Below are 11,176 nucleotides of genomic sequence, written 5' to 3'. Positions count from 1 at the left end.
TTCGCTCGACCGGCCGATGTGCGCCGATCAGCACCCAGTCAAGTCGCCGGAACCGGCTCGCCGCGAGGGTCCTTGGTCCTTGACATCGGCCCCGACGGAGTCCGGCCAAACGCAGGACGGCCGCGACGCGCCTGCGCGGCGCCTCGCGGCCGTCCTTGAGATGTGGGTCCGGGTCGACCCCTCGATGACCCGAGCGGAGTGCGGCTCAGCGAGATTGCAGGTCGCTGTCCGTCAGGCCCACCAGGGTCAGCCTCGTGCCCATGTCCGGGGTGAACTCGACCGTGTAGGTGGTCGAACCCCAGCCGGTTTGCAGATTGACGATCGTTCCGGGAGCTCCTGTGGGGACTGCAGTGGTTCCGCCGTAGCGAATGTCACGCGCCGCTTGCACCGTAGTGAGCGCCGGAAAGGCCATTCGTCCTCCTCGAAGGTTGGTCCTGACCGGCTACCCTACCGACGGGTCCTGTGCGTTGGATAGGTGCATTGGTTGAACAATCGGGGTTCGCGGCCTTGACGGCATTCGTCCGATCCGCCCTCGGGCGTCCCTGTAGCCCAGTTCCGTCGGCGAATGTCGCCGGGTCTGCCCGCCCGGTCTGCCCCGGTCACCGCAGGACATTCACCGCCCGGGCGATCACCAGCGCCGCAGTGACCAGGGACACCGCCGATTCCACCATCATGGCCAGCTTCGTCCACCGCGTCATCGGCATGGTGTCGGTCGGGCTGAAGGCGGTGGCGTTGGTGAACGACACGTAGGCGTAGTCGGAGAAGCGCGGCTCCCACGTCCGGAACATCCCGGAATCGCCGGCCATCTGGGGGAACAGAAAGTCCGGTCGCGGCCGGGTGCCGGCCGACCGCGCGGCCGGCCCGCCGCGGTCGAATTCCCAGAACAGCAACGCGAAGATGATCACGTTGGTGATCCAGATATTCGCCCCCGTGGCCAGCAGCGGCACCGGATCGTCCCCGGTATCACCCGAAATGAGATCCTTGACCAACAGCACCACCGCCAGGGCATTGGCCAGGCCGGCCACGGTCAGCAGGCTCAGCCCGGCGGCCCGCAGCCAGGGCGACGACCGCTCGATCCGGAACGGATTGCCGGCCACCAGGATCACCACGATGACCAGTTCGATCGCGGGCAAGGTCCACCGGCCGACCGGGGTGAGCGCTCCCGGCAGCGCCAGCTGCAACACGATCATCAGGCCGACCGCGACGCTGACCTCCCACCGCTGCTCGCCGCGGGTCGGCCGCCGCCAGGCCGGCAGTGCGGGCGGGGGGTGTCCGTCGGTCGGGTGGGCCGGCTCGGGCCCGGGTGCCGCGGTCCGATCCACCCGTTGCTGCAGGCGCCGCACTTCGTCCCGGAGTTCCTCGACGACCTGTACCAACCGATCCTCGGGTCGCGGCGATTCATTCACAAGGCTCAGTATCGGTCCGTGCAACGTGTGACCGGCCGACGGACGTCTTCGTGACGTGATGCGCCTTTCTGCCCAACCGGGATCCGGCCGGTCGACCCGGCGGATCGTCGCCGGGTGCCTCGCCCTGCTGCTGGTCGGCTGCGGTGCGCCGGCCCCGCCCACCGGATCGATGCCGCCGTCGGGATCCGGATCGACGCGGTCGACCCCGGCGTCGCCGTCCTCCGTCCCGGCGCCGCCGTCGACGGGCCGGGGGCCCGCATCCACACCCGGACCGTCCGCGTCGGAGGCGTCCCCGCCGTCCGAGCCGTCCGTGCCGCCCGCCGGGATGACCGTCACCGGGACGGTCGTCGAGGGTGCGCAACCGTCCTGCCGGAACCTGCAGACCGACGACGACGGTCGCTGGACGTTGACCGGCGAGCCCGCCTCGGACCTGGCGATCGGCGCTCACGTGACCGTGACCGGAACGCCTCGGCCCGACCTGGTCAGCCCCTGTGGGCGGGTGCTCGTCGTGACGTCATGGCGTTGAAGGCCATTAGTTACTTCGCCATGAAGAAGGCCGATTGAGCTCGGGCAGGGCTGATTCGTCGGTCCGGACGTCGGCTCGATTGAGCGGGCTTTCTTGGTACGGGTGGCTTCAGACGGTCAGGGCGGCGATCTTGACCAGGTTATGGGCCAGAATGCCCTGTCCGGTCCAGGTGCGGGCACCCTCCAGCGAGTCCAGCTGTGTGCGGTCCCATCCGTATCCGCGTTTGAGGGTGCTGATCCGGCCTTCGCAACCGGTTCGCCACTTCACGGTCCGTCGGAATGATGGCCGATGCTCGATCGCTCTTCGGGCGGTGCCGGGCTTGCCTTTGCGGGGGATGACGACGTTTCCGACTCCCTGGTCGCTCAGTTGCCGGTCGACGGCGGCCTCGCCGTACCCGCGATCGGCGGTCACCGTGCGCGGTGTCCGGCCGGTCCGCGCGGTGATCCGGTCGATCGCCGGCGCCAGCTGCGGCGCGTCCGGTGGGTTGCCCAGCTCGACGTTGTGGTCCAGCACGATCCCGTCGTCGTTGTCGACAACCTGCCCCTTGTAGCCGAACTCGACCGGTCTGCCCAAGCGGCCCTTGGCGATCGGCCGGGCCTGGGTGTCGTGCAGGCTGACCACTCGGGTGGCGCCGTCCGGGGTGCGGCCGGTCAGCCGGGTCCGGGTCTGCTCGATGATCCGTTCGGTCGCCTCGACCAGGTTCTGCAAGTCGTTGACCGCGCGGACCAGCCGGCCTCGGCGACGCCCGGCGACCGCGTCGCGGATCCCGGTCCTCGCCAGCGCCGTGGCCTTGGCCCGGGCCCGGGCCCGGTCCGCGGCGCGGTGAGCGTTGACCAGCAGCTTGCGGGTGTCCTTGATCGCCTGTTCGGCCAGGTCAGCGAGCTCGCCGGTGATCTTCTGCACCCCGGCCCTGGCCTCGTCTCGACCCAGTTGGGCGCGGGACCGCAGCTTGGCGGCGACCCCGTGCGCCTTCGCTCCGGCGGACCGGGACCGGTCCCGCACGTGCGTGCGGACCGCGCCGCCGGCGGCGTGGATCCGCTTCACGCTGGCGCCGATCCGACGGACCGCCTTGGCCAGCAACCCCGAGTCGGTCGGGTAGGCCACGTTCGCCGGGACGACCGTGGTGTCGGCGCGAACCCGGTTCGTGCGGACCACTTTCGCCTCGACCGCCTTGGCCAGCAGCACCCGGTTCAACCCCTCGACCGCGGTCGATCCGCATCTCGTCGTGAGCTTGATCAGCGTCGTCGGGTGCGGCACCGCCCCGTCGAACGGGATCCGACAGAACCGCCGCCAGGTGAACGAATCGCTCACCTCCCGGCACAACGTCTCGTAGCCGAGCCGGTACCGGAACTTCAGGAACATCAGCCGGAGGTAGACCTCCATCGGTGTGGACGGTCGGCCGATCCGCGGGTCGAAGAACGGCTCGAAAGGTCCGAAGAAAGCCTCGTCGTCCAGCAGCGCATCCACCCGAGCCAGCTCCTCGGGCAGCCGCAGCAGCTCTTCGGGGAGGACGGCCTCCCACAACGAGATCTGATCGCCTACAGTACGAAACACGATGGTCCTGATCCCTTCTAGCCCAAGGGTTCAGGACCATCTTCGCAGCTCAGGGCACATACCAGCAGCTCCGACGCACCCGACTTTTTCAGGGTGAAGTAGTTAGTTAGTAGTGCAAACGGGTGATTCCCGCTCCTTGCGCTCGCCCGCCCACTCGGGCGGGAGCATGCTCCCAGCGTCGCATCGTCCTTCCCGATCTGGGGGATTTCGCCGTGAGAGCCACCTTTCGCCGAGTGGGCCTGATTTCCTGCGTGACGTCGGCGCTCGTGGTCGCCGCCGTGCAGCCGGCGTTCGGGGCGCCACCCCCGCCGACCGCGGTGGTGGACTCGGCACCGGAATGGACCGCCCAGGCGCCGGTGGTCGGCGACGTGCCCGCCGACCAGACCCAGCACCTGACCGTCGCGCTCAACCTGCGCGACGAGGCCGGCGCCGAGACGTTGGCCGCCGCGGTCGCCGACCCGGCGAACGCGCAATACGGCAAGTACATCTCGGCGACCGACTGGCGGGCCCGGTTCGCACCCGGCGACGACACCGTCAACCAGGTCACCAGCTGGCTGAGTTCCCAGGGTTTCGCCATCGGCGACATCCCGGCGAATCACCGGTACATCCCGTTCACCGGCAGTACCGCACAGGTGCAGGCCGCGTTCGGCACATCGGTGAAGACCTTCGACCGGGATGGGGTGACCGCGTCGGCACCGGCCTCGCCGTTGACCGCGCCGACCTCGGTCGCCGCGCTGATCGCCGGGGTCGGCGGGCTCGACTCGAGCGCCACGGTGCGCCCCGACCATCTGACCGGCGACGACACCGCCGACGGTCGGTCGACCGGTGCGGCCGGGTCCCGCAGCGCCGCGCCCCGGTCGGTGAGCCCGCAGGCCGCCGTCCCCGGCGACGCCCTACCCCCGCCGGACGCCGTGTATCGCAACGCGACGCCGTGCTCGACCTACTACGGGCAGAAGAAGGCGACTGGCGTCCCGCAGATCCTGCCGGATCCGCTCACCTACGCACCGTGCGGCTACAAGCCGGAACAGCTGCGCGGGGCCTATGACATCGACAGGTTCCTCAGCAAGGGGATCGACGGCCGCGGGGCCACCGTCGCCGTGGTCGACGCCTACGCCTCGGCCACGATCTTGGCGGACACCCAGAAGTACTTTGCCCGCAACGATCCCAGCCACCCCTTCCGCGCCTACCAATTCAGCCAGTCACTGCCGGCCTCGTACAACTCCATCGACGACTGCAACGCGGCCGGCTGGTACGGCGAGGAGACCCTCGACGTCGAGGCGGTGCACGCCATGGCGCCCGGCGCCAACGTCCTGTACGTCGGGGCCAGCAGCTGCCAGGACGACGACATCCTGGCCGCGGTGAACACCGTGGTGGACAACCAGCTTGCCCAGGTGATCACCAATTCCTACGGCGACGTGGGCGAACCGTCGCGAGCAGCCGCCGAAGGCGATCACCAGACCTACCTGCAGGCGGCCGCCGAAGGCATCAGCGTGCTGTTCTCCTCCGGTGATGCCGGCGACGAGATCGCGGCCACCGGTACCCGGCAGGCCGACTACCCGGCGTCCGACCCGGCGGTCACCGCCGTCGGCGGTACCTCCCTGGCCGTCGGCGCGAGCAACAACTACCTGTTCGAGCAGGGCTGGGGGACCGGCACGGCCACGCTGAGCAACGGGGCTTGGGATCCGAACCCACCGGAGTATCTGTACGGCGCCGGTGGCGGTACCAGCCGGCTGTTCAAGCAGCCCGCCTACCAGCGGGGAGTGGTGCCGGCCGACATCGCCAACTGGGTGCCCGCCGGCGCGACGCCGAACGGGCCGCACCGGGCCGTTCCGGACGTGGCCATGGACGCGGACCCGCAGACCGGCATGCTGATCGGGCAGAGCCAGACCTTCCCGGACGGCTCGGTCAAGTACTCCGAGTACCGGATCGGTGGCACCAGCCTGGCCAGCCCGCTGTTCGCCGGTGTGGTCGCGGTCGGCAACCAGGCCACCGGCGGCAGCCTCGGCTTCCTCAACCCGCGGCTGTACCGCAAGGCGAGCGCGTCGCTGCTCCGTGACGTCACGACCGCCTGCCCGGCCACTCCGCAGCAGTGCGTGACCGACGGCGTCGTGCGGGTCAACTACGTCAACGGCTTCGACGCCTCGGCCGGGAAGGCCACCATCCTGCGCACGTTCAACCAGACCGGCTCGATCTACACCCGACCCGGTTACGACGACGTCACCGGCGTCGGCAGCCCGGACATCGCCGGCATGCTCGGTGGCTCCTCCGGCGGCGGCGGCAATCCGGCGGCGGCGAACAGTCCAGCCGGGCCGGTGCACGGACAACCGATGCGCTGAGCCCACCGACCGCCCCTCACCCACACCCCACCGGATGCTGATCTACTGTCGACCGGACGCAGGATCGGCGGCAGGAGGTGCGTGGGTGACCGAGCTCGACAAGGACCCCGAGATGGGGGAGGCCGCAAGTGACGCGGCCAGTGAGATCTCCTACGACGAGCACCTGTACCCGGCCCGGCCGAGTGTGTTGGGCCCGCGGGCCCGGCTCAACCGGCACCTGACCGAGGCGCCGCCGCCGTTCGCGGCGGACGGTCGCAACCGGGCCTACGTCGAGTGGCTCGAGGACATGTCGATGCTGGGCGACGCGAACTCCGTCGCCCGGCAGCTGTCCGGTCAGGCGGGCATGTGGCTGAACCCGTACGCGTACCCGAATCCACGGGCCGCGGTCGACCGCGCGTCGGTGTGGTTCACCGCCTACCCGTTGTCGCTGATCTCCGCGCCGGGGCAGTCCTACCTGGCCGCGCTGGGCGACGAAGGCCTGTGGGCCGCGTTCGAGCAGATCGGGGTCGAGGGGGTGCACATCGGCCCGGTCAAACGGGCCGGCGGCATCAGCGGCTGGGAGTACACGCCCAGCGTCGACGGCCATTTCGACCGGATCAGCATGGCCCTGGATCCATTGTTCGGCACCGAGAAGGACTTCCGGGTCATGTGCGCGGAGGCGGTCGCCCACGACGGGGCGATCATCGACGACATCGTCCCCGGGCACACCGGCAAAGGTGCCGACTTCCGGCTTGCCGAGATGAACCACAAGGACTACCCGGGCATCTACCACATGGTGGACATCCCGGAGGAGGACTGGCATCTGCTGCCCGATGTGCCGGCCGGCCGCGATTCGGTCAATATCGACTCGGCGACCGAAAAGGCCCTGCAGGACACGGGTTACATCATCGGCCAGATGCAGCGGGTGATCTTCTTCGAGCCCGGCGTCAAGGAGACCAACTGGAGCGCGACCCGGCCGGTGTACGACACGGACGGCCGACTCCGCCGGTGGGTCTACCTGCACTATTTCAAGGACGGTCAGCCGTCCATCAACTGGCTGGACCCGACCTGTTCGGGGATGCGGCTGGTGCTGGGTGATGCGATGCATTCCCTGGTCGACCTGGGTTCGGCCGGGCTCCGGTTGGACGCCAACGGCTTCCTCGGCGTCGAGAAGAGCGCCGAGTCGCAGCCGGCCTGGTCCGAGGGGCATCCGCTGTCCCAGGCGGCCAACCAGTTGATCGGCAGCATGGTGCGCAAGGTCGGCGGGTTCACCTTCCAGGAACTCAACCTGACCATGGACGACATCAAGGCCACCTCCAAGGACGGCCCCGACCTGTCCTACGACTTCGTCACCCGGCCCGCCTACCACCATGCCTTCGTCACCGGCGACACCGGCTTCCTTCGGTTGACCCTGCGCGAGGCGATGCGGATCGGCATCGATCAGGCGTCGCTGGTACACGCCCTGCAGAATCACGACGAGATGACCTACGAGTTGGTTCATTTCGCCACCAAGCACAAGGACGAGACCTACTCCCTCGGCGGTCGCGACTACCTGGGCGGCGAACTGGCCGAGCACATCCGCCAGACCTTGCGGGACAAGCTGACCGAACCCGCGGCCGATTACAACCTGGTCTTCACCCAGAACGGTATTGCCTGCACCACCGCGACCATCATCGCCGCCACCCTCGGCGTCGCCGACCCGTCGGCGGCGACCGACGAGCAGGTCGCGCTCATCCGGCGCGGGCACCTGCTGCTGGCCATGTACAACGCCCTGCAGCCGGGGGTGTTCGCGCTCTCCGGCTGGGACCTGGCCGGCAACGTCACCCTGCGGGCTGACCAGGTGCAGGGGCTGATCCGGGACGGTGACACCCGATGGATCCACCGCGGCGCGCACGACCTGATGGGGTCCAACCCGTCGGCGACCGCGTCCGGCTCGGGCATTCCGCGCGTCCGCAGCCTCTACGGGACGCTGCCCGAACAGCTTGCCGAGCCAACCTCATTCGCCGCGCAACTGGGCCGGGTGCTGACCGTCCGCAAGCAACTGGGCATCGCCGCCGGCGCCCTCCTCGAGGTGCCCGAGGTCGCTCAAGCCTCGGTGTTGGCCCTGGTCAACTTCACCGTGCGGGGGTTGATCCAACTGACGGTGCTGAACTTCTCGGGTGACGACGTGGTGGCCGAGGTGGTGTCCGAGCACCTCGACCCGGGCGGCACCGTCGTCGACGGGCTCGACGGAGACTTCCGTGCGGTCGTCGACGACGGGCACCGCTTGGCCGTTCCGCTTGCCGCGTATCAGGGTCGGGCACTCGTCGTGGAGCCGGTCGCCGGACCACCGCAGGAGTAAGGGCGAATTCGTCGAGAACAATCGAGTCGACCGGCGCCATCCGGTGTCCCGGCCACCCGGTTCGTGGGGATCGGTCCGACGGCGGGTGCCCGGCTGAGCGAGGATGTCCCCATGAGTCATGGTGTGGACTTTCCGGCCGGTCCGGACGGGGCGCGCGGCACCACCGCAACCGGGCGGGCCGTCGTGGCCGACGCGTTGCGCGCCGCCGACCCGGTCGGTGCCCGGGCCGTCGACAACGAGACCGCTTGGCGCAGCCGGTATCTGCTGCACCTGCGGCGGGCCGTCGAGGCCGGGATCGACACCCCGGAGGCATGGTGGTCGATCGCCGCCGCCGGACTCGCGTCGGCGCATCGACGATTGGTGCTGACCGGCGGTCCCGACGAGGTGCCGGTGACGACCCTGCTCACCGCGCCGGCCGCGCGCCCGCTGGCGACGGTCGAAGTGACCGGCCGAGGGACCGCCACCCGCGAGCTCGAGGTGCCCTACCACGGCCGGACGCTCCGCGGGGACGAGCTCCGCGACCGGCTGGCCGGGTGGGCGGCCGGGGGCATCCTCGAACCGTCCGCGGTCCGCGCGGTGGACGACGTCATCGCTCACCCGGAATGGTTGCGCCTGGACGGATTCACCGTTGCGGTGCTGGGTGCGGGGGCGGAAATGGGACCGGTGGGCCCGTTGCTGCGCTGGGGTGCCCGGGTGGCCGCCGTCGACCTGCCGCGGCCGGCGGTGTGGGAACGCCTGCGCACCATGGTGGAGGCATCGGCCGGCACCCTGGTCGTACCGTCCGCTCCCGCCGGTGGCGATCTCACCGCGGCCGCCGGCGTCGACCTGCTGGTCGAGGTGCCCGCGATTGCCGACTGGCTGGCCGGTCTGGATGGCCGGCTGATCCTGGGGAACTATCTGTACGCCGACGGCGGGGCGCACGTTCGGCTGTCCGTTGCTGCCGATCTGCTCGGCTGCCGGCTGACCGGCGCGCGTCCGGACACCGGGCAGGCGTTCCTGGCCACCCCGACCGACGTGTTCGTGGTGCCCCGCGAGGCCGTCGAGCAGTCCGGAGCCGCCTATGCCGGTCGGTCGCGGACGGCCAAGGTGGTCGGCCGCCCGCTGCGCTGGCTGACCCGCGGCCGGCTGGTGCACCGGGCCTACCCGCCCGACGCCGACCCCGGCATCGCCGACGCCCTGGTGCCCGCCCAGGGACCGAACTACGCGCTGGCCAAACGGATCCAGCGGTGGCGCGCGGCGACGGCCCGCCGGGACGGCCGGCTGGTCACCTTCCACGTCGCGCCGTCCACCCGGACCCAGTCGGTGGTGAAGAACCGGGCACTGGCCGCCGCCTACGCCGGTGCCCGCCGGTTCGGGGTCGAGATCTTCGAGCCGGACACCGCCAACACCCTCATGGCCGCCCTGCTGGTCCGGGATCTGGCTGGTGGCGTCGTGCAGCACGAGCATCCCTGGCAGGACGAAGCGCACGCCGCCGTGCACGGCGGGCTCTGGCGGTCGGCCTACGAGCCCCGCAGCATGCTCGGGCTCGCCGCGGTGCTCGGCTACGCGGCGTCCCGGCGCTGACGTCGGCGTCTCCCGGCCGGCCGGGCCTGGCGCCGGGCTAGCCGGTGCCCTTGGTCATCGCCATCAATACCTCCAGATGCCTGGTCAGAAAGCGTTTCTCGTCAAGGCGATGGCGCCGGAGCCAGGCCGTCACCTCGGCGTTGCACTTGGAGGCATTGCACCGCCCGCAGGCGGGCACGACGTTGGCCAGGGTGTACCTACCGCCCCGGGAGATCGGCAGCACGCAATCCCGCTGCAGCGCGTGGTCTGCGGCGCCGCAGTAGGCACAGCCACCCCAGGCCGCTCGCAGGGCCAGCCACTGGACGTCGGTCAGGTCGTGCTCGACCGCTTTCATTCGGCGCGTGCGCCGGCGGGCGGCCCGGGCGCGTCGGGTGCGGCTCACCGTCACCGGGTTACGGTAGTCCCCGGACGACCCCGGGGAAGGGAGATCGGGTATGCGCGTCCTGATCACCGGTGGGGCCGGTTTCCTGGGCACCTTGCTTGCGCGGCGGTTGCTGGCGGGGCCGCACGCCGTGGGCGGGGCGCCCGCCCGCAACGTCACCGAGCTGGTCCTGTTCGACCTGGTCGCGCCGGGGCCGGATGTGGCCGCCGACCCTCGGGTGCGCCCACACGTGGGCGACCTCGGCGCCTTGGGCTCGGTCGGTGATGTCGACGCCGTGTTCCACCTGGCCGGCGTGGTCAGCGGGCAGGCGGAGGCCGACTTCGATCTCGGCCTGCGGACGAACCTGGACGGCACCCGGGCAGTGCTGGAGCGGGCGCGGGCGCACCGGGTGCCGCCGGTGCTGGTCTTCACCAGTTCGCTGGCGGTGTTCGGTCGAGACCCCGCGATCGGGCCGGTGGACGTCGTCGACGACGACACCCTGCCCCGACCTCAGTCCAGCTACGGCTTCCAGAAGTTCATCGGCGAGCAGCTGGTCGCCGACTACACCCGGCGTGGCTACCTGCGGGGGCGCAGCGTCCGGCTGATGACCGTCGCGGTGCGGCCGGGGCGACCGAATGCGGCCGCGTCGGGGTTCCTGTCGGGCATCATCCGGGAACCGATCCATGGCATTCCCGCGGTGTGCCCGGTCGCCCCGGATCTGCCGGTCGCGCTGTCATCGCCGGGCCGGGCGATCGAGGGCATCCTGGCCGCCGCGGCCGCGTCGGACCAGCGGTGGGGGAGCACGACCGCGATGACCCTGCCCGGCCTGGCCACCACGCCCGGGGAGATGGCCGCCGCGCTGGACCGGGTCGCCGGACCGCGGACCAGCGACCTCATCTCATGGACGCCGGACCCGGCGGTGGTCGCCATCGTCGGCAGCTGGCCCGCCCGGTTCCGCACCGAACGGGCGGCGGCCCTGGGGCTGCGACCCAACGCCGACTTCGACGAGGTCGTGCGGGAGTTCCTGGCCTCCGCCTGACTCCGGCCCGCCTACCGGGGCTGATCAACTCGGCGACGAAACCGGCATTTCGGGCGCATGCTGCCGAGTTG

General features: G+C 70.6%; 9 protein-coding genes. 5 read left to right on the top strand and 4 right to left on the bottom strand.

The genetic code is table 11. The features are described 5' to 3' along the window. Positions 1 to 205: 205 nt before the first annotated feature. On the bottom strand, positions 206 to 412 hold the full coding sequence (locus ACILSK_RS12480) for a hypothetical protein (protein WP_395727485.1): 207 nt from the start codon (positions 410 to 412) through the stop codon (positions 206 to 208). Positions 413 to 599: 187 nt separating this feature from the next. Next, positions 600 to 1,406: a hypothetical protein gene (locus tag ACILSK_RS12475; RefSeq protein WP_395727484.1), complete on the bottom strand. Its 807-nt coding sequence runs from the start codon at positions 1,404 to 1,406 to the stop codon at positions 600 to 602. 58 nt (positions 1,407 to 1,464) lie between these two features. Here ACILSK_RS12475 and ACILSK_RS12470 point away from each other — a divergent pair, with 58 nt between their 5' ends. Next, positions 1,465 to 1,932: a DUF5818 domain-containing protein gene (locus ACILSK_RS12470; RefSeq protein ID WP_395727483.1), complete on the top strand. Its 468-nt coding sequence runs from the start codon at positions 1,465 to 1,467 to the stop codon at positions 1,930 to 1,932. Between the two features lie 108 nt (positions 1,933 to 2,040). On the opposite strand, the gene ACILSK_RS12465 is transcribed toward ACILSK_RS12470, so the two are convergent. Further along, complete coding sequence (locus ACILSK_RS12465) at positions 2,041 to 3,486, bottom strand: ISNCY family transposase (RefSeq protein ID WP_395727482.1); 1,446 nt, start codon at positions 3,484 to 3,486, stop codon at positions 2,041 to 2,043. A gap of 212 nt (positions 3,487 to 3,698) precedes the next feature. Between ACILSK_RS12465 and ACILSK_RS12460 the strand changes: the two genes are divergently transcribed. The 3 genes from ACILSK_RS12460 to ACILSK_RS12450 all read left to right on the top strand — a co-directional run bounded on the left by ACILSK_RS12460 (position 3,699) and on the right by ACILSK_RS12450 (position 9,705). Next, positions 3,699 to 5,822, top strand: a complete 2,124-nt coding sequence (locus tag ACILSK_RS12460; protein WP_395727481.1) for a protease pro-enzyme activation domain-containing protein — start codon at positions 3,699 to 3,701, stop codon at positions 5,820 to 5,822. Between the two features lie 112 nt (positions 5,823 to 5,934). After that, a complete protein-coding gene (gene treS, locus ACILSK_RS12455; RefSeq protein ID WP_395727565.1) occupies positions 5,935 to 8,142 on the top strand; it encodes a maltose alpha-D-glucosyltransferase in 2,208 nt (735 codons plus the stop codon). Between the two features lie 111 nt (positions 8,143 to 8,253). Then, complete coding sequence (locus ACILSK_RS12450; RefSeq protein WP_395727480.1) at positions 8,254 to 9,705, top strand: hypothetical protein; 1,452 nt, start codon at positions 8,254 to 8,256, stop codon at positions 9,703 to 9,705. A 37-nt stretch (positions 9,706 to 9,742) separates the two neighbouring features. On the opposite strand, the gene ACILSK_RS12445 is transcribed toward ACILSK_RS12450, so the two are convergent. Continuing rightward, positions 9,743 to 10,093, bottom strand: a complete 351-nt coding sequence (locus tag ACILSK_RS12445) for an HNH endonuclease (RefSeq protein WP_395727479.1) — start codon at positions 10,091 to 10,093, stop codon at positions 9,743 to 9,745. 46 nt (positions 10,094 to 10,139) lie between these two features. On the opposite strand from ACILSK_RS12445, the gene denD reads away from it, so the two are divergent. Continuing rightward, complete coding sequence (gene denD / locus ACILSK_RS12440) at positions 10,140 to 11,105, top strand: D-erythronate dehydrogenase (RefSeq protein WP_395727478.1); 966 nt, start codon at positions 10,140 to 10,142, stop codon at positions 11,103 to 11,105. The last annotated feature ends 71 nt before the right edge of the window (positions 11,106 to 11,176 follow it).

Origin of the sequence: Nakamurella sp. (genome assembly GCF_044224575.1) — a bacterium.
Classification (GTDB): domain Bacteria; phylum Actinomycetota; class Actinomycetes; order Mycobacteriales; family Nakamurellaceae; genus Nakamurella.
Note: the sequence above shows the minus strand (reverse complement) of the source record. Positions and strands in the feature narration are given on the sequence as shown.

Bases quoted from the DNA above. Each gene is read 5' to 3' on its own strand.
- ACILSK_RS12480 (WP_395727485.1), bottom strand. From the start codon at position 412: ATGGCCTTTCCGGCGCTCACTACGGTGCAAGCGGCGCGTGACATTCGC.
- ACILSK_RS12470 (WP_395727483.1), top strand. From the start codon at position 1,465: ATGCGCCTTTCTGCCCAACCGGGATCCGGCCGGTCGACCCGGCGGATC.
- treS (WP_395727565.1), top strand. From the start codon at position 5,935: ATGGGGGAGGCCGCAAGTGACGCGGCCAGTGAGATCTCCTACGACGAG.
- ACILSK_RS12450 (WP_395727480.1), top strand. From the start codon at position 8,254: ATGAGTCATGGTGTGGACTTTCCGGCCGGTCCGGACGGGGCGCGCGGC.
- denD (WP_395727478.1), top strand. From the start codon at position 10,140: ATGCGCGTCCTGATCACCGGTGGGGCCGGTTTCCTGGGCACCTTGCTT.